Origin of the sequence: Chitinophaga tropicalis (genome assembly GCF_009758205.1) — a bacterium.
Taxonomy (GTDB): Bacteria; Bacteroidota; Bacteroidia; order Chitinophagales; family Chitinophagaceae; genus Chitinophaga; species Chitinophaga tropicalis.
The window spans coordinates 258,745-285,436 of sequence record NZ_WRXN01000011.1 but is presented as its reverse complement, the minus strand read 5'-3'; the positions used below and the strand labels follow the sequence as shown (position 1 = coordinate 285,436).

The following is a 26,692-nucleotide window of genomic DNA, read 5'->3' as shown; positions in this document are numbered from 1 at the left end:
TACCTATCTCTATGTGAGTTAAGTACCCTTCCCAATGCTTTATTCTGATGGGCCGCCGTATACGGAACCGTACGTACGGTGGCTAGAGGGGACAGGTAGGGAACTAATCCCTACCTTCCTACTCAATCAGTTCCCTGCTATAATTAATTACTCTTGAAAGCTATCTTCTCCACAACCACTTCCAGCTTCTTCAATGCAGAAAGATCAGAACTGACTTTCTTATCCCCCGTCACCTGGTCGTATAATTTGGGATCCCCGGAATTATTAGCTTTAAACAGGATAGCTACTCCCTTACCATCTATGGCCCCACCATTCCAGCTGGCTACAGTTCCGCCATTATCCCATTCAAATCCATTGATCTTAAAGCTCCTGCCATTCACTTTATTCACTTTCTCCACAGGATCGCCTACTTTCAGCCCAAACGGAGATTTCCATTTTGAGCGTTCGCCTGCAAATGTCACACTGGGGGCATTATCTCCATCAAATACTACCTGCATTTCATTCTCTGTATCAGGAAACACATAATAGGCTTTTGCCTGGATTTCATTGCCCAGCAGGTCTGTGGCAGGGCGTTCCACAACATTATCCTTACCATATAATGCTTCCAGCTGTTCGGGCTGGCGTAGCTTGAAAATGGTCCTCACATCCCAGTTATAGGTATCTTCTGCAGGAGCAGCTGTTGCAGTAGCCGGTGTTGTAGTAGTTGTAGCAGGGTCCGTACCCGGAGTCACATCCGTAGAAGTGGAAGGTGCCGGTTCACTGCCTGGTTCCTGTGGTGCATTCGTTTCCTTCGCTTTAGCCAGGGCTGGTATATATACCGGTCTTGGAGAAGTGGCAGGAATAGCCCCGGTTTTATAGAGAGTGGATTTCTCTTCTGCCAGGTCTTTCGCCTCATTCTTAAATTTGTTCACGGTATATGTTGCCAGGGGGAACACACTGTTGTTGAGCAGGTTCAGCTTCCGGAGGTTAGCGATGAACCCCTGCCTGTTACAGTCGCTGAACTGGTAGAGATATTTCAGTGCCGCATCCAGGGCGGCAGGATCACTTTTAAGTTCGGTCATCGTCTTGTCTATATCCAGTCCGCCGGCCCCGCTTCTTGACATCTGTTCGGTAACAAAAAGTATCAGGGAGTCATCTCTCAGCTCATATCGCTTAGCCATTTTTGTAGAAAAATCCTCTGTAATGGTTTCTGTAAGTTTGGTCTGGGCAATTGATCCGAGCGGCAAAATGAATGCGATCAATACAATAATCCTTTTCATGCAATAAGCAATTTAGTGATGATAAACCCTCCGTTTAACGATCAGGATGGTTTACCATTACTAAATTATGTAATAATCCTGATTGTTAGCGTGGATACAGCTTTTTTACCTTCTGTATAGGCTGGAGGGTAAAAAAGATGGCCATTCCACCCGCCAGTAAACCAGATAGTACAGCCAGCATGGTGCCGTTAAAGCTGTAATTTTCCGGTAAAGAGACATGGATGCCAAGCATAGCGGCTAACGTAATACTCAGGGTAAATATTGCATTTACCCCTGCCGTTTTTAACATGAAGCGGATCTTCAGGGTTTTGCTGGATAACTGCTCGCTGATATATTCCCCTTCCAGCAGGGCAATAGTTTTCTTTAATATATCGAGAGTAATAAAAAAAGGCAGCAGGAGGGACATGGGTAAAAGGAACCTGGCCAGCGGGTGTTCCCCTCTGAACAGGTAAACATTATTCAGGTCGTCAAATCCATAATAGGGTACCAGGCCATTAATGACCAGGTTGGTGATGGCATAGATGAGCACCTGCTTCTGTGTGAATTTCTTTAGCGGCTGCATATTCATCAGTTACAGTTCCTGTAAAACAGATTCTTTTTCCTCCAGCAACGCCTGCATCCTGTCGCTAATGGCCCGGGCGTCCTTTTCTGCCAGGAAATGCTCACCGGAAATAAAGGAGAAATCTGCCTGGTCCCTGAATGTGCTTATTACCAGGGTGTTAGGATTTCTCCATGGAAAGCCTGCGCTGGGGCTATAAATGGTTTCAAGATGGAATGAGTTGTAGTTATCTGGAATATCCAGCTTGCCCATATTTGAAAGCGTCACATCATGATTGCCTTCCGTAGCTTTCAGAAATGCTATCATTTGCGGAGCGGAGGAATGGAAGTACTCGCTCATGAATAACAGCTCATGTATATTCATGCCATCTATTTTGGCTGTAAGGTCATTTTTCAGCATCCTGGTCTTTGTCCAGAAACCGGCCGTGCTGTCTTTTTCGACAGATAGCTCTGCAATTGGGGCAAAGGCGAACATCTGATCTTTTTTCAGCTCCGGCAGGAAGCGCCTGATATCTACCGGGCATATCACCCTGCCTTTGGCGGCATTGCCCATCACATGCTGGTATGCCTCCAGGAAGGCTACGGAGAAGGCTGCATGTAAAGATGTTTTCTCTTCTCTGCAACGGTTTACCAGTGCGCGGGAGGCCTCAGCATCCATCTTCCAGTGAACCATGTAACTATTACCGGGGGGCGTTTTAATACGCGGTGTTTTTAACCGGAGCACTATCCCGGCTATAGCCCTGATCATTCCGGCCTTGATACGCAGCCATTTATTGGCCAGCAAGGCAGGAGGCAGGAAAGCCTGTACAGAACTGAACGGTTCATATGGCGTCAGTACTGTATCCGGCTCATCAAGCACCTGTAGTATTTCCCGCATCAGGGTAAGTATGGAGGAACCGTCACAGATGCAATGTGCACAAACCAGCATTAATTCAGATACCTCTTCGCCCCGCAGCCATACCACCCTTGCCAGGGGCATTTTCCTGACCTGGAAAGAGTGATGCCATTCTGAGGCAGATACTGCCAGCCAGTCGTTGTCAGACTGCCGTTCCCGTATTTCAACAGGGATAGGTGGGATCTGTGTATCTGAAACAAAATATGGCCGTCCTTTCTCATCCTCTCTGATCACAACTTTTAAGAGCGCATGTTTATCCTGCACCTTTTTTAAAGCATTGGTAAGTCTTTCGGGAATAATATTGCCCCGCACTTTTGCCGTGAAAATACAGTTCACCGTGGCGCCGGCCTCCACAAACATGATCCGCTCGCCAAGTATTAAATATCTGTTCATTTTAAACGCTTATACTATAGCCACACCGGTTTGCGGCACAGGCAGTTCTCCCAGCAGGAGTGACATTGATTTTTCTTTGACGCTCAACGCTTCCATATAAGTAAGGAATACGTCGTTAGACACAAATGAAAAATCTATCTGCCCTTTATAGGTGGATGTAATAATTGTATTAGGATTGCCAAACGGGCCAATTACCGTGGGACTGAAAATTGTTTCTATTGCTATATTATCATACTTCTCCGGTAGGTCCAGTTTGCCCATATTGGAGAACATCAGGTCATAGTTCACCTTTCCGTAGGTAAGCACTTTCCTGATATGAGGTAGTGAACTATGCGCCTGTTCGAAAGGCAGCAGGAAATCGTACGGGTCCATCCTGTCCATTTTCTTTGAAACGATCTGTTGCAGCTCACGGACCTTTTCCCAGAAGGAAGCCCTGGATGGTGGTAATGACAGCGTAAGTGAAAGACCAAATGAAAAGATGGTATCCTGCCTGATCTCTTTCACAAACTTCCTGATATCTACAGGACAGGTGATCTTGTTCCGTGCCGTTTTACCTTTTACCTGCCGGAATGCCTCCAGGAAAGCTACGCAAAGTGCTGTATTGACCGTTACTCCCTGTGCTGTGCATTGTTTGAACAGGGCGGCAGATTGTGAGGGGCTGAGCTTCCAGTGCACCAGGTAATCCCTTTCCCTGTAAGAGCGGGGCTTATTCTGGGTAGTGGTCAGCGCTGCCAGTAATCTCAGGCCGGCCCTGATCAGTACTGCCTGGAAACGGGCTTTCAGCTTTCTGCTTTTACTGTTCAGAACTGTTGCCGGCACTATTTCTTCAATGGTACAGATAGAGCCATGTCTGCCTATATCCCTGGCGGGATTGTCCAGCAGGGCTACCAGGTCTTTGATCAGCATAAGGCCTGCCCCGCCATCGCACATGCAATGATGAAAAGCCATAACAAGATCTGACATACCGGTACCACTGATCCAGTGCAGCTTGATCAACGGACCGTTAGCGGTATCAAATACCGTGGCCCAGTCATTGATAGACTGCAGCACCCAGTCATCATCATAGAACTGTTCTGTAACGGTAACGGGTATTTCAGGACAGGATTCATTGACCGTAAAATAAGGAGTACCGTCCTTGCTACAGGTAATACCCGCCCTGAGCAGCGGATGTTTGGCCTGTAGCTTGTTCAGGGCATTACGTAAAAGTTCCATGGTGACAGTGCCTTTGATCCTTATTACAAAGACGCCATTAAAAGGGGTGCGGCCGTCACCCAGCATCAACCGTTCAAGAAACAGGAGTTTACGTTGCATTGTTAATGGATTACTGCTGAATGGATATGATATTGGTTGCCCGTTGTGCGAATGTTTCCAATAGTTCTACAGCTTTGTCATTACCACCTGCACTGATGAAAGTATCCCTGACACGTTGCGCGGCCTGGCGGTAGGCCGGATTTTCCAGTACTTCCCGCATAGCGGCTTTCAGATCGGGCACCCTTAAACGTTTATATCTTAGTTTGATGCCACAGCCGGCATTCTCTATTAAAGATGCCGTGTGGAAGTGATCATAGGCAATAGGGGTGATCAGCATGGGCAGTCCGTTCATGAATGCGTCGTTCACTGTATTAAAACCTCCGTGACAGATCACAGCATCCATTTGCGGCATCAAAGCAGATTGTGGTACAAACCCCTGTACAATGAAGTTGTCTGGCCATTGTGGGAAAATAGCCGGATCAGTGGCGGCTACAATGGTAACAGGTTCGTCTGCAAATGCTTCAACCAGTTTGGCAAAAAACTCCTTCCTGATATCTACCAGCAAGGTACCCAGAGATACAAATACTTTGGGGGATGTTACTTTTGATAAACGCTCCCAGTCAAACGGAGTATCATTAGGCCGTCCTTTTACCGGGCCTACAAACCGCATATGCGGCAGCGGATCGGTACTGCCGGCAAATTCTCTGGAGGTGAATACGATATTCATCTCGCGGGAGTGGATCACATATTCATCTGTATAGATACCAAATTCATGCTGCAGATTGCGGATCAGCTGCTGCTGCCATTCAAATATCTTAGGCGCCTGCATGGCGTCTCCGGTTACATCAGGAGGTACAGGCGTGGTAGTGACACAGGGAATATCTTTAAGATAGGCGGTAATGGCGCCGGCAAAAGTGATACAGTCGCTGACAATCACATCCGGCTGAAACTTATCAGCCACATGAGATACGCCGGGCACCATAAAACGGCAGAAGGGAATATAGGTGCCTTCCAGCGCCAGCTTTAATGTTTCCACACCTGACAGTTTAGGACCATCGTCCTGCATTTTCAGGATCTGCTGAATGGCTTCCTGGTAAGGGGCCAGTTGCTCATGAGGTACAATAAATTTGCCACCGGCAGGGATATGTGATGCTGACAGTTCCTGGATGCCTACCCAGATCACTTCGTGACCTTTGGCCAGTAAACTGCCTCCTACGCTTAACGTGGGACTGATATGCCCAAAAAAGGGCGGCACCACGAACATGAATTTTGCCATCTTGCACTTGCTTTTTTAATGATAGAAACGGTTACGGTAGAAGGCCTGTGAACCGGGCACTCCATAGGATTCATGCCGGGAGATCAGCTCTTCCAGCATAGTGGCGGCAGCAGCAGCTCCTCCTGCTTCTTCAAAAGAGCGTTGTATCAGCTCTGCTGCAATTTTATAGGAAGGGTCCTGTAATACACCATATACGGCATCTTTCAGGTGATTAGCCTTAAACCGCCTGTAGTTCAGTCTTATACCACTGCCGGCACTTACTACCCGGCCGGCCACGTGTGACTGGTCATAGGCAATAGGTATTACCACCAGCGGCAGCCCGTGCAGTAAGGTTTCACTAACGGTATTATGCCCGCCATGACATACTACGGCATCCAGGTGGGGCAGCAATTCCAGCTGAGGCACCCGCTCACTTACTATGAAATTGTCCGGCCACTTTTCAAAAAGCTGTTCATCTGAAACCACCACTACAGACAATGCTTCATCTGCAAATGCTTCTATCACTTTCCCGAAAAATTCTTTCTTGTAACAATGATCGAACGTAGTGCCGATAGATACCAGTATCCTGGGTTGCTTCATACTGTTGAAACGTTCCCAGTTAAATCCGCTGATGACAGAACGGTTACGGATAACCGGGCCTACAAACCTGTAAAATCCCGGGAGCCGCATATCACCGAAAAAATCTTTTGAGGTGAATACCATGGTCAGGGCCTCAGAGCATACAATACCCTTATCTCCCGGAATACCCAGTTCCTGCTGCAGCCCTGTTATCTGTTTCATTTCCCATTCATGAACACCTGGAAGATCGTCCATCATTTTAATGGCTGCCGGCGCCGTTACAGAAGTGGCATAAGGTATCCGGCGCTTGTAAGCGGCAATAGCGCCTGCAAACAGCTGATGATCGTTGATCACCACATCAGGTTTGAAATTTTCCAGCTGGGTAAGTATGCCGTCAAACATGAACCTGTTCAGCGGTATCAGTACATCTTCGTACAGGAATTTAATGCTTTCAATACCCGACACATTCTTTTTGGTGATCTGGTCAAGGTATTCTTCACTATTCTTTTTGTCGGCATCATCCTGGTCATATTCAACAAGCAACAGCTCTCCATACTTAGGCAGCCGGGTTATCAGGGAGGCGTCCAGGCTGATCCACGCAACGCGGTGACCGCGTTGCAGTAATTCGGCTCCAAGGCTTAGGGTAGGATTTACATGACCCGTCAGGGGCGGTACTATAAACGCAAAGCGTGCCATAATCTGTGGTTGATCTGTTTGATTTTAATCTGCCAGCCGGTGAAGAAATCTTTCAGCCGCTGACCAGTTTCGGCCGGCTGTTGTATAGGAACATTATGATCTCCCTCTATCAGCACCAGTTTGGAGCGTGGTATCCGGTGATAGAGCTTGCGGCCGGAAGAAAGGCAATTGGAATCCTTTCCGTAGATCAGCAGTGTGTCATGTGGTATCTGGTCAATGAACGGACTGGCAAAAAAAGACCGCTCATTATTCATATCCGCCTTGATAGATGTTTCATTGAACAGGTATTCATACATCTTATGGTTCTTGTCCAGCTGCCGCTTGCCCATACGCATCCTCGTAGTATCCGTATAGTTGTTGATATAATCTACCAGGAACTCTTTACTGTAAATTTCCATGATACCCCTTGTTTCATCGTCATTCGGATCAGGAGCTTCTATGATAGCCAGTTTCTTTACCCTTTCAGGATAGCGCATAGCGGTTTTTAACGCTACCAGCCCGCCAAAGCTGTATCCCGCCAGGTAAACTGATTTCAGGTGCATAGCGTTCATGAGGTCAAACAAATCGTCCGACATGGAATCCAGGTCATAACCATCGGGGCATTTTTCGCTCATGCCATGGCTTTTCATATCATACATCAGCACATGAAAATGCTGGGCAAGAATAGGCGCTATGTTGAAGTAGTAAACGGAAAGATTACTGAACATACCATGTACCAGCAATACTGTTTCCCGGGCGCCCTTGTTGAATTCCTGGATATGTACTGACCTGTTGTTTACTTTGATGACTGGCATGATTCAATGTATTTAATGATATGGTCCAGGGTAAGGTTGATCAGCTGGTCCAGGTCCATGCCTGACAGCCAGCCGGTAAAGTCTATATGCTCTCCGAAATGAGCTTTGACCTTTTCAGAGAATGATACGATCTCAATACTGTCCATCTCAAGGTCACGGGTAAAAGAGCTTTCACGGGAAATGTCCATGTCTTCCACAAATTCTTCTCCTATCACTTCAGTAATGAATCCTTTAAGTATGGCGAAGATCTCTTCGCTGTTTAATTTTTTTTGTGTAGTTATAGCGTCCATCCTATGATATAATTATTGTGTTTAAAAGTTTGAATGCTGATGTCTTTTATGCGTAGTATGTCTCCGTTAATTTCCTCTATCACATATGCTTTCGGATTGCCCTGAAGCCCTTTGCCAAGATATTTTCCATAAGCTTCTTTGGCCACCCAGCAGCGTATGGTCCATTCTGTTTTATCCCTTTGTGCTATCAGCGCAAGTTCTTCCGGCTGGAATACCAGTTCGCTGAACCCTTCACTCTGAGGCTTTATCTCTTCTATATCTATTCCTGCGGGAGTATGATAACGTGCCATCGCCACAGCTATTTTTTCTTTATGGGCGATGGAGATCTGTATACCATGGGTCATCTCTCCATGCGGGAAAGGCTTACCAGCGTCGTCAGATCTTATTTCGAACTCTATAGGATAATATGCTTCCTGCTTTTGCTGCAGCAAAGCCCTCACAGCATCTTTTGCAGCTGCCCGGCTGATGATCTTCTCCTTTCTTTTGTTAGGCAGCAGGGAACGCAGAAAGGCTTTTTCGTCCTGGTTGAAATAGCGCTTCATGATAAAGTCCCACGATACTACGCGCTGGTAGTTATGCCTGAACAGGAAAATACCCGGTACTATTTCTTCTGACATCCTGTTATGCAACGGCGACATGGAAACGCGCCACAGGGCTTCGTCTATTTCCAGTCTCGCATTCTGCCAGCCGGTGATGATGGCCCATACCTGCTGGTCTCTTTTCAGGATGAAATTGGCGGTGGCAAATTCATCTGTCAGCTCTGTCAGCTCACAGGTGCATTCAAACACGCCCTGCTGGTTCTGCATGTCACCATAGAAAGCTACTTCCTGGATCTTAACAGGAAATGCGATCCTGTCTTTCGGCAGAGTGAGTTGCAGCCATAGCCCGAACAGCTGACCTGCATTATCCAATAGTGATCCTTTACCCATACTGCCGGTTATAATACCGGTAATGCCTTTATCTCCTACGGTCACTATTTCACGGATGCCCTGGTAGGCAGGGCCGTGAAACATATGTTCTTCGTAGATCTGTCCGGGTGTTCTGGTAATGGGTAATGGAGTGCCTGTACTGAGCCGTGAGTACGGAGGCTGACTGTATTGCTCTGCTACGGTCACCTTTGCATTGGCATACTTTTCCATGTTCATGGAAATGGTGTCCTGGTCCAGCCATTGGCCGGTGATGGTTTCCCGGAAAGGAGACGCTACATTCATCCACTGGAATACCTGTATCTGTGATATTTTCTGAACAATGCTGCCTGGTGCATTTTCCAGCGCTATATCTGCAAACATTTCAAAGATCATGGTCATCGGAATTACCGGGTCCATATCATCCGGGCAATGCCATCCCGGTTTCTGCCGCAGCAGTGCATGATCTATGAGATAAGGCGTGTTCTGTAAAGAGATGTCCAGCTGCCTGCTTACCGCTTTTCTTACGGGAGGAGCCAGTGTAGTGGCAGTGTTAGTATTGTTGAACAATGCAATGATCTCTTCCTGTATAGCCGTGATCTCGGCATAGTTTTCTCTGAAGGCCTGCAATACAGGAGAGGAATATGCCGGCTCCGGCTGTTGTACGGCGGCTGGCCTGATATGTTTGAACGCATCTATCTCTGCTACAAAAGGAGAGCCCAGTTGCAGCTTCATAGGTACTCCCTGTGCTGGCTTATTGATACCCAGGAAGGAGAGGTCTGTTTCTTTTCCTTCTACAAACAGTGCCGCCAGCACTCTTTGTAATTGTTCTATTCCACCTCTTGTAGGAAGGTTGGCAGCTATAGAGCTGTATGGTTTGCCTTTCAGCGTATCATCCACAAAACCTACCAGTCCTCCGGACCCTGCCTGCACAAATACCCGGACGCCTTCTTCATACAGTTTCTCTGTCAGCTCTCTGAAGCGCACAGGTTTTATCAGGTGGTCAACGCTCAGTTCCTTTATGGCTTCAAAGTCTTCAGGATAGGTGCTGAGTGTTGTGGCAGACCATAACGGGATCTTTGTTTTCCGGAAGTTCACCTTGCTGATGCCTGCCAGTAATATATCCAGCTTGCTGGCTACAAACGGAGAGTGGAAGCCGGACTGGAAAGGAAGCAGCTGGTGGAAGATCTGTTGTTTCTGGAGAATGGGTACCAGCTCATCTACTGCTTCAATGGTACCGCAGAGGATCACCTGTTGCGGACAGTTGTCCATCGACAGATAGATGTCTTTAATACCTTCCATCAGTGGGGCCAGTCGCTCATATCCACACCCTGCCACGAGGAACCGGGTGTTCTTCTGTTCAAAGGAGGAAGGGTTCAGCTCCTGGAGCAGGGTAAGTACAGATGCTTCTTCTGCAAGGCCGGAAGAGCGTCCTGCCAGCCATTCACCCAGGCTGTGGCCTGCGTTCATGTCCGGCTGTATACCCAGCTGTTTCAGGGCTGCGTCCATGATAAAGCTCTTTTCCAGCAGTTGTATGGCAGAGTCAAATACACCGTCTTTTGAAGCACTGGCCTCTGTTGTATGGGGAAGGTCAAAGTAGCGTGCCACGCTGTCAATCTCCCCGCCGGATAAGCCGTCCAGGCCAGGGAACAGGAATGCTATCCTGCCTCCTTTGCTTATAAGCGGCTCATTTGTAAACCAGATATCCTGTTTGTTGCGCCAGGAGGTATCTCTGTCCACTATTTTGATGGCCTTGCGTATACGTTCCGGAGTAGGGTCAAACAGGGCTATCCTGTAGTTGCCTTTTCCCGGGTCTGTTTCCTGTGCTTCCAGGGCTTTTATGAGAGATTGTTTATCCTTTCTTGCCAGCAGGAGGACAGCGTCTTTTTTAGCAGGCCCCATACCGTTGAATAGTGTTCTGGCAGGAGTGCTGTGAGCTTCAACTACCACATGAGCGTTGATGCCGCCAAATCCGAATGCGTTTACGCCTGCCCGTTTAGGTAATCCTGACTGGTCCCAGTCCTGTACTTCCCTTACGGGCTCAAAACGTGTATGCTGCATAGCTTCCAGTGGCGCGTCACAATGCAGGGTAGGAGGGAGTTTGTTGTAGAACAGCCCCAGTGCGGTTTTGATCAGTCCTGCAATACCGGCTGCCGGCATTGCGTGGCCTATCATTGATTTGATAGAGCCGATACCTGCTTTGGGCAGTTTTTTATCATTGCCGAATACCTGTGCCAGTGTTTCCAGTTCTGTTTTATCGCCCAGGGGGGTGCCGGTGCCGTGTGCTTCTATATATCCTACTTCGGTTATGTCGATACCTGCCTGCTGCCAGGCTTGTGTGATGGCGAGCGATTGTCCTTTTACGGAAGGGCTCATCACGCTGGTGCCGGCTCCGTCGCTCGATACGCCGGTGCCTTTGATCACGGCATATACCCGGTCGTTGTCTTTGAGGGCATCTTCCAGGCGCTTCAGCACTACAAATCCGCAGCCTTCTCCTATCAGCAGGCCATCTGCCTGCTGGTCAAACGGGCGGATCTGCTGGCGTCGGGACAGGGCGCCCAGCTGGTGGAAAATGCTCCAGAAAGGAGCGTTCTGCGATACATGTACGCCGCCGGCAATCACCATATTGGCGCGGCCGGTACTGAGTTCCTGTATAGCATGGTCTACCGCTATCAGAGAGCTGGCGCAGGCAGCATCTATTGTGTAGGCTGCCCCGCCCAGGTTCAGGCGGTTGGCCACCAGGGAGGCTACCAGGTTAGGTATCAGGCCCATAGCGGTATCAGGTCCGAAACGTCCCTTCTTCACCTGGAACTCCCTTTTTACTTTATCGAGATCTTCCTGTTGCAGATGAGGTAACAGGGATTGCAGCAGTCTTACTATCTGCTCTCCTGTTCTTACTATCTCAATGGCCCTGGTAGCGCCGGCGCCGGGGTAGTTGCCTTTCCCGATAATGATGGCGGTTTTGTCCAGTGCAAGGTTCTTCTCAAAAACTGATGCATCCTGTAATGCCTGTCTGGCCAGGGAAAGGGCCAGCAGCTGTTCAGGTTCTGTGCCTTCCACAGCAAGCGGAAGGATACCGAATTGTATAGGATCAAAAAGCGCAAATTCATCGATGAAACCACCTCTTTTACAGTAAAAGCGATCTACTGTATCCGGCTGCTGACCAAAAAATGTATCATCCAGCCGGTTGGCAGGTACGGGCTGTATGGCATCGGTCTTTTGTATGATGTTCTGCCAGAATGAGTGTATGTTGCCGGCGCCGGGAAAAATACCCGACATACCTATAATAGCTGTGTCAACCTGTGTCTTCATGTCAAAGCTTTAGATGTGTTTATTCTGCCATTATCAGTACCTGGCTTTCGTTACCGTATTTCAGCTCATTCACGAAGGTTTCTATACCGGCCTTCAGTGGTATAAGGGCAATGCCCCTGCGTTCATATTCTTTCTCCAATGAAGGAGATACCATGCCCGTGCCTTTCCACGGACCCCAGTTGATGGCAGTCACTTTCCCTTTAATGGTTTTATTAAGTTCCCAGGCATATCTGTCAAGTACGCTATTTGCCGCCGCATAATCGGTCTGGCCCCGGTTCCCGTATACAGATGCTACGCTGGAGAACAGGATCACGAACTGCGTGTCCTGCCGTAGTTGTTCGGCAAGGATCCTCAACGGGGTCACTTTAGTGGAGAAGACTCTTTCAAAGGAATCGGGCGTTTTCTGACGGAATAGCTTGTCTTCCAGCAATCCTGCACCGTGTACAACACCATCTATCCGTCCATGTGTCTGGTATATCTGAGAGATAAGGTTCTGTAACTGGTCCTCATTCCTGAGATCCAGGGCCTGGTAAGCTACCGTTGCCCCGTTTGCCGTCAGCGCCGAAATGGTGCTGAGTATCTGGTTGGCCTTGTGAATATCAGCCGCCCGTTTTTCTATATCTGCAGGCTTCTGCAGCTGTCCTTCTTTTATGAGTTGCTTTTTGATGTCTTCTTTGGTCTGAAACGCGGTGTAGTTATTCAGCCCGCCCTCCCTGGGATCGGCAGACCGGCCTACCAGTATATAGTGGCAGGGATAGTCTTTGGAGAAACGCACCATCAGCTCTGCCGTAATACCCTGGGCGCCGCCAAGCACCAGTATGACGGAATCTTTGTTAAGGTCTATCTGAGGCTTCTCTGCCGGAGCCAGTGTTTCCGGTATCAGGTCATATACATGCCTGCTGCCGTTGTGATAGATAATTTCAGAAGGAGCGTCAGGATAGAGGATCTCTTCCAGCAGGAGGGCAGGGATTTGCTCCGGTTGCCAGCTGTCCATAAGACTGATACTTCTGCATTTGGTATGGTCCCACTCTTTATCAAGGCTTTTCAGGAACCCGGGATATCCCTGCACATGACGCAGGTTTTTCGTATGTCCTGCAGAGATAGCGTACACCCATTTTACATGATCTGCGTCCAGTGTTTTAATGGCAGTGAAAGCAGAGATGATATCCGGGCGGAGAGGAGAAGCAGGCCTGTCAATGATGATCAGGCCTTTGTATCCTTCCAGCAGGGCGTCTGTGCTTACAATGTCAGCCTCAGCGCCCTGTGCCTCCAGCCGGGCTTTAATGCCTGCGGGGATCTCGCTGCCATCGTCCATAATGGCAAACCTTTCTCCGCTGATATTGGTTTTTGATGATGGATCAAATGGGGCAGGTACAAGGGCAAACCGTATCCTCGATAAAGATGTGGGAGCAGTTGCCGGTACTGTAACTGTCACAGATGTGGTGGTAGTGGTTTCTGCGGGGATATTACCTGAAATCCAGCTTACCAGTCCGTTCAGGGTTTTGATGCCTGCCAGTGCCTCTGCTTTTTCGTCTGACTGTGGCAGTCCGCCTATCTTTATTCTCAGCTCTCCCAGTATTTCCATGCGTTTGATGGAATCAATGCTCAGATCTGCTTCAAGGTCAAGATCAAGGCCCAGCATATCCTGCGGATAGCCTGTTTTTTCACTCACCGTCAGCAGGATGGTACTGCGTATGTCCTGTTCTGTCCAGCGTTTACTTTCCGGCGCTGCGGTTGCGGGATGTTCAATGGCATGCTGCAGGGAAACTCCACCGGTATCTGATGGCTGGTCTACATTGTTGGCTATCCATTCCAGTAGTCCCTTCAGGGTTTTAATGCCGGCCAGCTGTTCTACTACTGTTTCATCACTTTTACCGCTGGATTTGAAGCCGCCCATCTGTGTTCTCAGTTCTCCGATAATCTCCATACGCTTAATGGAATCTATGCTCAGGTCAGCTTCCATATCCATTTCCAGTCCCAGCATTTCGTGTGGGTATCCTGTTTTATCGCTCACCACTTCTATCAGTATCCGTTTCACATCACGCTGACCATTTCCGTTGCCGGCTGGTACTGCCGGTTGGGGAGTTTGCACCGGCGGTAGCTCTTTTTTAGTGACCGCAGGTGTTTCCGGTATTTCGACATGGCTGATAGTTCTGGGAGTATGGCCCAGGTAACCCAGTATGACATCGCGCTGGGCCTGGACCAGGTATTTCACGCTGTTCAGGTATTCCTGCACCATCTGTTCTGCATTACCGCCGGGTGCCGCAACAGTCCGTACTTCGGTATTTTTCAACCTTACGGGCTGTAATACCGGCATGGCGCCATGAGCAGGCAGTTTGCCGGTGGCCGGTACAGATAGTTGTCCGTTCACATACCAGATAGTGCTGCTCTTTTTGTATTGTGCAGGTGTATCCAGGTCCAGCTTACGGGCATCCCTGCCTGTAAACAGCTTTTCCAGGTCCACGCTTCTGCCGCTGCTGAGGTATTGTGCAATAGTATTGAGCAGGAAAGCAATGGCATGCTGGGTTTTATCTTCTGTATTTAACAGCAGGGTGTCTTTATCTGTAATGGCGCGTGTGAGGTTGGTAAGCACTTTGCCGGGGCCCGTCTCAATGAATACCCTGGCGCCGGCAGCATACATCTGTTCTACTTCTTCAGAGAAGAGTACCGGCTGTACCAGGTGTGCGGCCAGCCTTTCCCTGATGCCTTCAGCAGTGTCAGGGTACAACGCTGCCGTGGTATTAGACCATACGGGGATAGTGGGTTTGCCGAACGCTGTATCCTTAATGGCTGTTTTGTACAGAGTGGCAGAACGGGCAATCAGCGGACTGTGAAAAGCGCAGGCCACCTCCATTTGTTTGAAGGAAATGCGTTGCTCTTTCAGTTGCTCCATTACCTTTTCCATGTCTTTGGTGGCGCCGGCCAGCACCCATTGCTGTGGAGAGTTGTGGTTAACAGCATATACACCACTGCCGGGTTGGGTAAACGGCGCCAGCGTTTCGGCAGTGCCGTTCACTGCTACCATCACGCCCTTATCGTCTTCAATGGCGTTCATGATGGCCTGGGCCCTTTTCTCGCTAAGGGGCACCAGTTCTTCTTCTGCAAATACATTGGCAAAGCAGAGTGCGGGAAGCTCTCCGTAGCTATGTCCGGCTACCATGTCCGGTACAATTCCCAGGTCTTTTAAAAAGGATGCCAGTGCCAGGTCTACTATGCCCAGCGCCGGTTGGGTGATGCGGGTGTCTTTGAGGGTTTCCTTTTGTTTTTCAGCAGCTTCGGTATTGAAGGCGGCAGAAGGGAAGATCAGCTTTTCATAAGCAGGATATTTTTTCAGCAGCCTGCGCATAACAGGGAAGGCTACGAAAAGTTCCCGGGCCATATTTACCCGTTGGCTGCCCTGTCCTGAAAACAGGAAGGCCACCTTACCGGCTACGGGATGTATGGGGTAGATCTCTTTTGATGTAGCGCCGGACAGGGCCAGATCTGTTTTCATGATCAGGTCTTCACGGCTGCCTGCCACTATGCTTAAACGCACAGGCGCATCGCTATAACTGGCAAGGCTGTATGCAATATCTTTCAGGGCAATGTTGTCATTGTAGTCCAGCAGGTCCCTCACAGACTGTAGTAGCCGGCGTACATCGCTGTCCTGTTCTCCGCGAAATACAAACAGCTCTGCCGGCCAGTTTTTGAGAACAGGGGTGTCTTCAGTCAGATTGCCATCGTTGGCAATCACCGCATGGAAGTTGGTGCCGCCAAACCCGAAAGCGCTCACGCCTGCCAGCCTGTTATCATCCAGCCATATGCCTGCTTCTTTATTGAAGAGGAAGGGGCTGGTATTTTCATTATAAAAACTGTTGGGCGCCTGTATATGCAGGGTAGGGGGCTTAACGCCATGATAAACAGAGAGTGCGGCTTTGATCAGTCCTGCAAGGCCTGCGGCGCATTTGGTATGGCCTATCTGGGTCTTGACAGATCCCAGGTGTGTTTGTCCGGCTATGGCGCCTGATTGTATCAGCATATCTGTCAGTGCGCTCAGTTCTGTTTTATCGCCCACCACGGTGCCGGTGCCATGTGCTTCTACCAGTCCTACGGCAGAAGGTGAGATACCGCTTTGTTCATACGCTCTTTCCAGTGCTTTTATCTGTCCGGCTTTGCGGGGAGCGGTAAGGCCCAGGCTTTTACCGTCGCTGGAGCCGCCAACACCTTTTATCACCGCGTAGATCTTATCTCCGTCGCGTTTCGCGTCAGTATAGCGTTTCAGCACTACCATGGCTACGCCTTCTCCCAGGGCAATACCGTCAGCCCCGGAGTCGAAGGTCATGCAACGTCCTTTTCTTGACAGGGCATGTGTGCTGGAAAACATCAGGTAATCGTTGATACCGTTGTGCAGGTCTGCTGCGCCGGCCAGCACCATCTCTGATTTACCCAGTATCAGTTCCTGGCAGGCCAGGTCTATGGCTGCAAGGGAGGAGGCGCAGGCGGCATCTACAGTATAGTTCCTGCCGCCCAGGTTCAGGCGGTTGGTGATACGGCCGGAAATGACATTGGCCAGCACGCCGGGAAAAGAATCTTCCGTGAGCTTAGGCAGTACTTCATCCAGTTCTGCAGGTATCTCTCCCAGGTACTGCCGGTAAAGGGACCTGAAGCCGTAGTTATTGGCCAGGTCATTACCTCCCTCAGCGCCTATGATCACAGATACATCTTCCGCATTGTAGTCTGTGCCCCCGTAACCGGCATTGTCCAGCGCCTGTTTGGCTACCAGTAAGGCCAGTAACTGGGTGGGGTCAATAGCAGCGAGCGACTGTGGAGGTATGCCGAATGCTACCGGGTCAAAATCTATACGCGGAATGAAGCCACCCCATTTGGAAGGTGTTTTATCCCCGTCATTGGAATTGCCGTCATAATACAGCTCTTTATTCCAGCGTTCGTCAGGAACTTCCGTAACACAATCTTTTCCTGCAAGTATATTGCTCCAGAACTCTTCTATATTTTTTGCACCGGGGTAGATGCAGGCCATACCAATGATGGCAACATCCAGCGCTTTGTCTGACAGCTGAACCGCCTCCGGCATTATAGCCTGCTGAATAAGTGTGAAATTATTTACCGCTACATCTTTATGTAATGCCACCATGGTAACAGCTTCGTTTCTCATGGCCGCTACCTGGCCTATCATGTACATACCTTCCTGCAGCTGCTGGAGAGTGTCTATCTGCACAAGGCCTTTGTCTGTCCGCTCTACGCCTTTGGCGGCTATCCTTAACCTGCCTACGTTCAGTGCTTCCAGCTGTGCCCAGATATCTTTTTTGTCAACATTGGCTGCCGCAAGCCTTTCTTTTTCCTTAATAAAATAATCTGTAAAAGGAGAATAGAGGCAGCGGGTTTCATGGCCGGGGGCTGTTTCCAGTAATACTGTGCCTTTGTGAAGAATGGCCTGGTCCTGGAATTGCTGAAGTATAGCGCCTGTTTCTACGGCTTCACGGGTATAGATATATGCAGTACCCATCAGTACCCCGATCTTTGCGCCTCTTGCTGAGAGGGAGGCAGTCATGACTGCAATAAAAGCGGCGGACAACGCATCATGGATGCCGCCTGCAAAGAAGATGTTCAGTTGTTCCACCTGTTCTTCCTGCAGGAGCCTTTCCACCTGTTTTTCCCATAATACGAGGCTTGACAGAGGGCCCACATGCCCGCCGCATTCTCTTCCTTCAAATACAAACCGCCTGGCGCCTTCTTTCAGGAACATGTCCAGCAGGGAAGCAGAAGGAACATGCAGGAAGGATTTGATACCCATCTGTTCCAGTTCTTTTGCCTGTGAAGGACGGCCTCCTGCTATCAGCACTAATGGCGGTTTAGCTTCTTTTATATAAGAGATCTGCTCATCCCGCAGTTCCTGCGGGGCAAAGCCCAGTATGCCTACGCCCCAGGGTCTGGAGCCGGCCAGCGCCTTGGTATCGCTGATCAGTTGTTGTGCTGTTGTGCCTTTCAGCAGGGATAATGCTACAAATGGCAAGGCTCCTGCTTCTGCTACTGCTGCGGCAAATGCAGGTACATCGCTTACACGGGTCATGGGCCCCTGGGCAATAGGATAGGTGATGTTCAATTCTTTTGCCAGCGGGTTGTCCGGGCTGATCACGTTCAGGGTTTTAGCCTGCTGGAGATGGCCGCGAATAGCTTCCTGTATGCCTGTTACCAGCCGGTCCAGTTTCCTGTACCGTTTTACCAGGTCTGTAGAAATAGCGATGTCCTGTCCAAGCGGAAGGTATCCTTTATCCAGGTCTGCAATGCCCAGGTAAGGTTCAAGATCTTTCAGTGTGGCCGTTTCCGGTAGCGCGGGAGAATTGGGTCGTACCAGTACCCTGTAATTATCTATGACACGGGTTTCATTACCATTCAGTTTGCTGCATACATTTTTAATGTCTGCCGGGGCTTTACATTCAGGAAAAAGCAGCAGCTGGCTATCCAGCACTATGCCGCTGGCGCCGGTAGCTATCAGCGCGGCGCTGGTATGTATACCTGCGCCTCCCTGTACCCATACAGGAATATCCGGAAAAGCTTTTATAGCCTGCTGGAACAGGATGAAGGAAGATTCAGCGCCTACTTTACCTGCACTTTCATTTCCTTTAACAATGATCCCGTCTGCCTTTGCTTTCTTTGCGATCTGTGCTTCACTGAGATCATGTACCTGGTAAAATAACTTTACATTTTTAGGCTTGCTGATAGTGATGCCAACGGGTGCTATAATAAGTGAGACTTGCTTAGGTAAACTGATATCAGCCATGGATGATGTTCCTATACAAACTCCAAAGGGCTGTTCATTCTTACTGCATAGGTCTTTGAGGGCCTGGGTGGCAAGGCTTTCGTTACGGCCCAGGTGAAGTACGGGGAATGCCTTTGCTTTTGCTAAAGCCAGCGCCAGCATAACGTCGGGTCTTTCTAATGGGGTGATCCCAATAATTGCAGGTCTTTCCATAATTTTTTTTTGGTAGGTGACAGGGCATACCTTTCCCATCTCACGATCCGGGGATCATGCGGGTGACAATACCGCTGAATAAAATCTGATTATAACTGACGATTCCGGGTAGCGCTTCGAATGACGTCTGGACAAAGCACTTCCATCCTGTTTTACGAACTGGGAAATTTCATACCGCGGATTTAATAAAGGCTAAACGACCGATTCTCTCACATGACCAACACAGTATGCTGTGTTGATATACCTATCACTGTTCATTATAAAAGGTTAAATACGCTTTCGCATAGCAGCAGCCAGATTTATATCACTTTTGACAGTGAATAATGATTATGTAATCCGGAAAACAGCACAAGCGGGATTTCTCCTCTGGATTTTTTCGCGTTGCGGGTTATAGGTTTCATACTAATTTTTAAAATGAATATGGTGACTAGGTTATTTGAGCAAAATTCTAATGAGTAAACTCTCAATGGCTAAATCTTAAAGGTCTGTTAAAACTAAAGAAATTATCTCAATTAAAGAAGGAGAAGATGCAAATAAATGGGCTGGAGTAACGGAATGATAATATTATAAATAATTCGATTGTATGAAGCTGCAGCAAAAAAAAAATAAGTGGAATACAATGAGATGGCTCACGTATTCCACTTATTTTTCGTGTTTATGGTGCTGTTTAATTGTCGGCAGACATTTTTCCCACTACCTTATAACCCCGTGAATTATCGGAGTTGATCACTTCCTGATAATACATGCCGTCCGGAGAAACATACAGTTGCTGCCCGTTGATTTCTACACCGCGGCTGCCCTCGGGTAAAGTTGCCATTACATCTCCCTGCACTGGTGCGGCATTGTCCTGCTGATTGCCGTTATTATTGTTATTGTTTTCATCTGTTTCCAGCTGACCATCTTTACCAACTACCACATACTTCCTTACATTATTCTGCATTACTTCCTGGTAGAGGGTGCCATTCTTTTCATAATAAGTGTTGCCGTTTATCTCTACTTGTTTTGAGCCATTTGGCAATTTAGGGATCACTACTCCCATAGGAGGGTCTACTACCTGGTACTGTTCGGAAGAAGAGGATGATGAAGAGCCCGCATATGGCTGATAGAAGAAGCCATCATAATAATAGTAAGGCCCCCAGGCTGTATTAAATGTAAGGAAGCCATAAGGCAGTACTCCTACACGGAAACCAATGGGCGGGCCATAATAGTGATAGTAAGGTCTGTAATAATAGTAAGGTCTTGGTGCGTAATGATAATATCCGCCATAGAAGCCAGGGCCTCCTATTCCTATCCCTACAGATACACGTGTGCGTCCTCCTCCTCTGTAGAAACCTCCTCGGTGTTGTGCATCGGCGCTGCTAGCTGTTGCCATGCTTACCAGGACCATAAGCGAGAACAACAGATATATTTTGTTTTTCATTTGTTGAGTGTTTTACACCTGCTCGTTGCAGTTTCTGATAATTAGATCATTATCTAACGCTAAGGTTTAAGAATTAGTCTATTTTAACAATTCCTGTACCAATTGTCAGAAGGGCTGATGGATAGAGAGTTAGCGTGGATGGGCCTGTTAATAAAGCTGGTTGCGCAGAATACGCCTGATCATCTGAATGGTGGTCCGGCTGATCTGGCCTTTGTATTTTTCGAGAATGGCTGTTTCACTTACGCCGGAGCCGAGGTCATTGACCACCAGGAGCCATTTACTAAGGAATTCGGAATTAGGGGTACGGTATTTCAGGAGGCGGCGTACGGTTTCTATTACGGCTTTGCTTACCTGTCCTTCATTCAGTTCAAATATTTCATCGGTGTTCAATCCCAGTTCTATATCCTGGGCCACGCGGGAATAATCCTGCAGGTATTTCTCATTCGCTTCCATGACCTGCAGCAGGGGATTGTCACTGTAGCGGATCACGGCATATTTCCTGGCCTGTTTGTGCAGTTCTGTCAAAGCATAGTTGCGGGCAATATTATCGCAGATCACCAGGTCGTCTTTACCCAGTTCAAACCATTCTCCTTTTACGCGTTTATGCTGGAAAACAATGTGCAGGCATTCCTCCAGTTCTGTCATGTTAGCGGAGGCATACTGCCTGATAACCCTGAACATAACGGGCAGGTGGGTATGATAGGAAGATAACCGCTTCTGAAGATCCTGGGTCTTCCCGATCTTATAGAGGTTCTTCCCTGTATTGATAATGTATACACACTTGCCAGTCAGTACCTGCTCCATGGGCTTGGTAATTAGAAAACGATTATCCGGGTTTAAAAACAAATCTATTGAAAATTTTATTGATGGCTGGTATCAGCAGGCAGAATAAAATAAAAAGCCGCCGGGAAATTATTTTTTGCACTATTGAAAATCAGTTCATTAATAACTTTTGGTTTTATTATGCGGCTCACCGCAATAATATAAATGTTGTAATAGTATTCGTAATATCATGTATTTCAATCAGTTATATTGTTTGTTTGACTTTTCTTCCTACATTGCACCTGTATACAACCCCGGGGAATAAATAAGTTTAAAACCACTAACACAATGGAACATTCAGGCATTATAGATATCAAAAATAATATGCTTCCCAATTACAGTGGATTGCTTTCTGCTGATAAACAATATATTTTCTGGAATCAGAAAAGATTCTCCAGGGACAAGCCCGGAGCGCGTTTTTATTTCATAAACCGCTGGAAAGGGGAAGCGCTGCGTGTAGTATTGAGTGAGGAGAAAGTATCAGGGAAGTATGATAAGGGTTCTGACATTTGGAGGTTCCATTACAATAACCAGGTACACAGTTCTTCCATAGGACCGGATTTTGTACGTCTGGATATACTTGAACGCAGGCGGGTGCCAGAAGAGTGGAAATGGCAGGCCCCGCTGGGCCGCAGCCAGCGGGCAGATATATGGAAGCCTGGTATCAAACCGGACAATAAGCGCATACTGAGAACAGATGATCTCATGAAGATATTCAATAACGGGCAGGGGCATGATGAACTGAAATATTGCAGGATGTTGTTACAGGAAAAGCTATCTCCCGGAGAGGGGAATTTTTCAGAGAAGAAAACCAGCTTGTTAAGCAACATCAGTTTCCAGGATGCACAGCGTAAAGTGCTTATGGCAATTAAAACCAAGCCATTCCTGATACTTGCAGGTGTAAGTGGAACAGGCAAGTCCCGGCTTGTCAGAACACTGGCTTACCGGACCTGTACGGAGAAAAGCCTGCGATATAAACACTGCCCCGGCAATTTTGAGTTGCTGAAAGTAAAATCCAACTGGCATGATTCAACTGAACTGTTAGGGCATCCTACACAGTTAGGAGGAATATTAAAATATGTGTCATCTGCTTTCATCCGTTTCCTGATAAAGGCATGGAAATATAAAGACGTTCCTTTCTTCCTATGCCTGGATGAAATGAATCTGGCCCCTGTGGAAAGATACTTTGCGGAATATCTGAGCCTGCTTGAAACCCGCAGGTATGATAATGACAGCATGAACTCTGATGCCTTTATCAGCAAAGAAGACATACGTCGTTATGCTGAAGCGGACAATGCTTTCTGGTCACAGCTGGAGCTTGATACAGATCCAGTATTACGCCGGCAGTTCCTGAAGTATGGCATCACACTCCCGCCAAATCTTATAGTAATAGGTACGGTAAACATGGACGAAACCACCCATACATTCAGCAGGAAAGTGCTGGACAGGGCAATGACCATTGAAATGGATATTGTGGATATGGAAGACGGGCTGCTTGAATATTCTCAAAGCTGGGAGTATCCTTCAGAATTTATTGCTCCGGGCTTTTTACTGGACCGTTTACCTGGCGGATATGATGCTTATCACAAAAATGTTACTGTGGGAAAACGGATCATCGATGAGTTAAAAGCTATTAATGAAGTACTGGAGCATTCTCCTTTCAGGATAGCGTATCGTGTAAGAGATGAAATACTGGCATATTGCGCCTATAACGCGGAAATTGCCGGCAGCAGTGAACAACATGGGGATTGGCTGAACACATGCCTGGACGAGATGCTTCTGATGAAGATACTATCGCGTATAGAAGGCAGCGAAGCAAAGTGCGGAGAGATCATAAAGAAGCTAATGCAGAAAGTTTATAACAAATTTCCCGGGAGTTATGGTAAACTGGAGAAAATGCAATGGCGGCTGAATAACTGGGGATATACTTCATATTGGCAATCATGAAAATACTAGGAATAAAGCACCGTGATTTCAAATTGCATGTATCTATATTCCGCCCTTCCCAGGACGATGAAACATTTGAAAGAACGTTCCGGACAGCAAAGAAGAATCACAGCCGTATAAATTTTACAACAACATATGAACTGACCGGGCCTGTGCAACAGTTTGACATCTGGCACCCGGACCAGCCGGGTTTGCAGGCAGGGCATCTGAATACGCCGGCGCTGCCTCTTTTCTTCGAAGACAGGTATTATAAATTTGTTATTGAGTTTGCTGAAGATATTGTTGAACCAATCATTTATTCCCGGTCTAAAGAAATTAAACAATCATTTACTCTTACCGTAACAGATGAAGAAAAGTATTTTCTTTCAGGTACACTTTTCTTCAATAATGACATTGGAACTTTTGACCTGGCATTATCTTACCGCAGAGGTACTGTTCAGCAAACAGCAATATTCAGGTTCGATGTATTCCCGGTAAAGCTGGATTTTAAAACGGATTTCCCCATAATAGTAAAAGGGATAGAAAAAGGTTATCCAAGGCTGGTATTAGACTATTTAAGGAGAACTTCTGTGCCTTTTGACAGCCTTTCCGGGCAGACCGACGATTTTTTGTGGTGGATAATATTCGGGAATATATATACCCGGTTATTGCAGAACCTGAGAGCTATCCTGGCAGACCCGTATAAGAGCATGGCTTCTGTTTACCTGTACCAGCAGCAGGAAGGGGCCTGGAGCGGAGATACGCTGATAGCTGAAAGGGCTATCAGGTATGAAGGAGAACCAGCTAAATTCCTGCCTGTCCAGGTATTTAAAGCAACAGAAGATAATAAAGAGAGCAGGCTGGTCAAACATATACTGGAAGATATTTCCTGCAAATTTGAGCCGATCTATAACGCTGTCAGGAAAGATATTGCAGGTAAAAGAATGACAGTTGAATTTAAAGCACAGCTGGATTTTGTAAGCCGGGTACTGTCTGAGATGCGGCATCACCCATTCTTCCGGCAGGTGGGAGAATTTAATGAGTTAGCGCAGCTTTCCTCCGTGATAGCAGAACGTTCTGCATATGCAGACCTGGTAAGAGAGTGGACGTATTTAAAAAAAGCATATAGCCTCTTTGAAGGTATTTTCCGCATGGAGCTGCGTGACATCAGCTATTTGTACAGGATCTGGTGTTTCTTCCGGATAGAGAGAATATTGAGAATATGCCTTGGCGCTCCTGTCAGGATCGAAAAGGTGCCTGAACTGTTTTCTGTGCAACTGAAAGAAAGGCAATGCAGGGAAATGAATGCAGGAGTTGTTTTTAAAGCGAAGAATGGAAACATAGTTGAATTGTTTCATGAGCTAAGTTATGATCTGAGAAAAAGAAGAAAGGAAGATGCCCTGATCATAACGCCTGATATTGTGCTCCGGATAAGAAGGGCGGATTGCCCGCGGAAAATAGCATATACCTCGATCTTTAACGCCAGCTATCAGTACGCAGCATCTGCAAACCTGAAGGAAGCACCTGATGAGCCGTGGCTGGAAGACCTTAAAAATATGAGTTATCTCAGGGATAAGATCTATTCCGGAGAACATCCGGGAAAGCAGGCTCCCGCTCTCAGAAAAGACTGGATGGGCGCCTATGTATTCTATCCGGGCAAAGGTACGAAGGAGCAACTGCGGCAAAAACTTGAATATGCGTGGGAAACAACCAACACAGGCGGATTAGCGCTCCGCCCGGGAGATGAAGATGGAGAAATGGCGTTGCGCTACTATATTGAACATCAATTACAAAAAGCGGATGATGTGATTGATGATATGCTGGTTGCACACGGAGAGAAGCTGCAACCTGGTGAAGGGGTTGTATTTATTGCATTCATTGGAGCCACGGATACTGCTATGATCAACTACCTGCTGAATGGAGAGGCGGAGCAGTTCGTGTATAAGGATTTTATTCAGCATATCGGGGATGGCGCTGTCCGTTATTTTGCCCCATATATAGAAGGGCAGGGTATTTCCTGCTTTTATGAGATATCCGGACATTACTGGAAGTCACGGAAAGAAGCCTTTGCTCCGGATCATCCGTTGTTTGAGAACAATACACGGAAATGTATGGTGCTGAAACTGGAACGCAAGGAAATATTGAACGGATGTTATAAGGTGAAGGGACGTATTAACAACAAGCGCTTCACTACATTGAAGCACCTTTTGAATCCTAAAGACGAGCATATTATTACCATTCCGGAACAACGCATAGCCCCGAAATGAATCTTATCTTAGTTGCATGAAATACAACATCCTCGGCAAATCAACCCTCAAGGTAAGCGAGATCAGCTTTGGCTGCATGTCTTTAGGTACAGACAGCACTGCTAACGCACAGCTTATTCATCGTGCGCTGGAGCTGGGCATCAACTTTTTTGACACGGCAGATCTTTACCAGCAGGGAGAAAATGAAAAGCAGCTGGGAAACGCTTTGAAAGGAAAACGTGCTGAAGCGTTGATCGCCACTAAAGCCGGCAACCAGTGGAACAGTGATGGCAGCTGGAACTGGAACCCACGCCCGGAGTATCTCAGGAAAGCGCTGGAAGACAGTCTCAGGAGGCTGCAAACTGATTATATAGATCTGTACCAGTTGCATGGCGGTACCCTGGAAGATCCTATAGACGATATCATTGCGTTGTTTGAGGAATTGAAGCAGCAGGGCAAGATCCGTTACTATGGGATTTCCAGTATCAGGCCCAATGTGATCAGGGAATATGTAGCCCGCTCCGGTATTGTAAGTGTGATGATGCAGTACAGCCTGGTGGACAGGCGTCCGGAAGAATCCTGTTTCCCGTTATTACAGGAGCATAATATCAGTGTGCTGGCAAGGGGAGGAATTGCAAAAGGAATGCTGGCAGGGAAGGAGCCTGCAGCATTTCTCAGTTATGCTGCAGAAGAAGTGGCAAGGGCGGCAGCAGCGGTGAAAGCTTTATCAGGGAAAGACCGGTCAGCCTCCCAGACGGCTTTACGTTTCGTACTTGCTCCGCCGGTAGTGGCTTCTGCTGTAACCGGTATAAGAACACCGGCGCAATTAGAAGAAGCAGCCGCAGTATCTGATACTCCACTGCTTACGGCAGGAGAAATAAGTTCATTGGGAAATGTGCTGAAAGCAAATAAATATGATCAGCACCGTTAAAAGCCGGCCATCAGCCATCTCCCTCAAAAAATTATCTCAGGCAATCTCTTTACTTCTTCTTAGAAGCCGGCCGCAGGTCACAGCCCTGCAAAAAATATTTCAGGTAAGCTCTTTATTTCTCTCTTAAGAACCGGAGAAATCTTTTTTAAATCTTCTTAAAAAGCCGGCCGCAGGCCTCTCCCTCAAAAAG

Annotated in this window: 15 protein-coding genes; 3 read left to right on the top strand and 12 right to left on the bottom strand. The window is 47.7% G+C overall.

Translation table 11 applies throughout. The annotated features are described in order from the left end of the window. Positions 1 to 143 precede the first annotated feature (143 nt). From GO493_RS22935 to GO493_RS22880, 12 genes are all read right to left on the bottom strand, one after another. Positions 144 to 1,259: a hypothetical protein gene (locus GO493_RS22935; protein WP_157308562.1), complete on the bottom strand. Its 1,116-nt coding sequence runs from the start codon at positions 1,257 to 1,259 to the stop codon at positions 144 to 146. Positions 1,260 to 1,344: 85 nt separating this feature from the next. Beyond that, positions 1,345 to 1,821, bottom strand: coding sequence for a hypothetical protein (locus GO493_RS22930; protein ID WP_157308561.1), 477 nt, complete (start codon positions 1,819 to 1,821; stop codon positions 1,345 to 1,347). Between the two features lie 9 nt (positions 1,822 to 1,830). Next, positions 1,831 to 3,105, bottom strand: coding sequence for a condensation domain-containing protein (locus tag GO493_RS22925; protein WP_157308560.1), 1,275 nt, complete (start codon positions 3,103 to 3,105; stop codon positions 1,831 to 1,833). 9 nt (positions 3,106 to 3,114) lie between these two features. Then, the gene (locus GO493_RS22920) at positions 3,115 to 4,416 is read right to left on the bottom strand and encodes a condensation domain-containing protein (protein ID WP_157308559.1); all 1,302 of its coding nucleotides are present in this window, start codon (positions 4,414 to 4,416) and stop codon (positions 3,115 to 3,117) included. A 10-nt stretch (positions 4,417 to 4,426) separates the two neighbouring features. Continuing rightward, positions 4,427 to 5,632, bottom strand: coding sequence for a glycosyltransferase (locus tag GO493_RS22915; protein ID WP_157308558.1), 1,206 nt, complete (start codon positions 5,630 to 5,632; stop codon positions 4,427 to 4,429). Positions 5,633 to 5,647: 15 nt separating this feature from the next. Then, positions 5,648 to 6,886, bottom strand: coding sequence for a glycosyltransferase (locus tag GO493_RS22910; RefSeq protein WP_157308557.1), 1,239 nt, complete (start codon positions 6,884 to 6,886; stop codon positions 5,648 to 5,650). After that, on the bottom strand, positions 6,865 to 7,680 hold the full coding sequence (locus GO493_RS22905; protein WP_157308556.1) for an alpha/beta fold hydrolase: 816 nt from the start codon (positions 7,678 to 7,680) through the stop codon (positions 6,865 to 6,867). Before GO493_RS22905 ends, GO493_RS22910 begins: the two co-directional genes overlap by 22 nt. After that, positions 7,662 to 7,970, bottom strand: coding sequence for an acyl carrier protein (locus GO493_RS22900; protein ID WP_157308555.1), 309 nt, complete (start codon positions 7,968 to 7,970; stop codon positions 7,662 to 7,664). The genes GO493_RS22905 and GO493_RS22900 overlap by 19 nt, the downstream gene beginning before the upstream one ends. Beyond that, a complete protein-coding gene (locus tag GO493_RS22895; RefSeq protein ID WP_157308554.1) occupies positions 7,958 to 12,187 on the bottom strand; it encodes a type I polyketide synthase in 4,230 nt (1,409 codons plus the stop codon). Before GO493_RS22895 ends, GO493_RS22900 begins: the two co-directional genes overlap by 13 nt. A gap of 19 nt (positions 12,188 to 12,206) precedes the next feature. Then, positions 12,207 to 19,157, bottom strand: a complete 6,951-nt coding sequence (locus tag GO493_RS22890) for a type I polyketide synthase (RefSeq protein WP_157308553.1) — start codon at positions 19,155 to 19,157, stop codon at positions 12,207 to 12,209. Between the two features lie 667 nt (positions 19,158 to 19,824). Further along, complete coding sequence (locus GO493_RS22885) at positions 19,825 to 20,577, bottom strand: DUF6515 family protein (protein ID WP_157308552.1); 753 nt, start codon at positions 20,575 to 20,577, stop codon at positions 19,825 to 19,827. Positions 20,578 to 20,724: 147 nt separating this feature from the next. Next, a complete protein-coding gene (locus GO493_RS22880) occupies positions 20,725 to 21,381 on the bottom strand; it encodes a GIY-YIG nuclease family protein (protein WP_157308551.1) in 657 nt (218 codons plus the stop codon). A 306-nt stretch (positions 21,382 to 21,687) separates the two neighbouring features. Between GO493_RS22880 and GO493_RS22875 the strand changes: the two genes are divergently transcribed. From GO493_RS22875 to GO493_RS22865, 3 genes are read left to right on the top strand one after another with little or no spacing between them, the layout of a single operon-like run. Continuing rightward, positions 21,688 to 23,346 carry an McrB family protein gene (locus GO493_RS22875; protein WP_157308550.1) on the top strand — a complete coding sequence of 553 codons (1,659 nt, stop codon included), beginning with the start codon at positions 21,688 to 21,690 and terminating at the stop codon, positions 23,344 to 23,346. After that, complete coding sequence (locus tag GO493_RS22870) at positions 23,343 to 25,592, top strand: DUF2357 domain-containing protein (protein ID WP_157308549.1); 2,250 nt, start codon at positions 23,343 to 23,345, stop codon at positions 25,590 to 25,592. Before GO493_RS22875 ends, GO493_RS22870 begins: the two co-directional genes overlap by 4 nt. A gap of 16 nt (positions 25,593 to 25,608) precedes the next feature. Next, positions 25,609 to 26,502 (top strand): aldo/keto reductase, encoded by an 894-nt coding sequence (locus GO493_RS22865; protein WP_157308548.1) that lies wholly within the window; start codon positions 25,609 to 25,611, stop codon positions 26,500 to 26,502. Positions 26,503 to 26,692 lie beyond the last annotated feature (190 nt).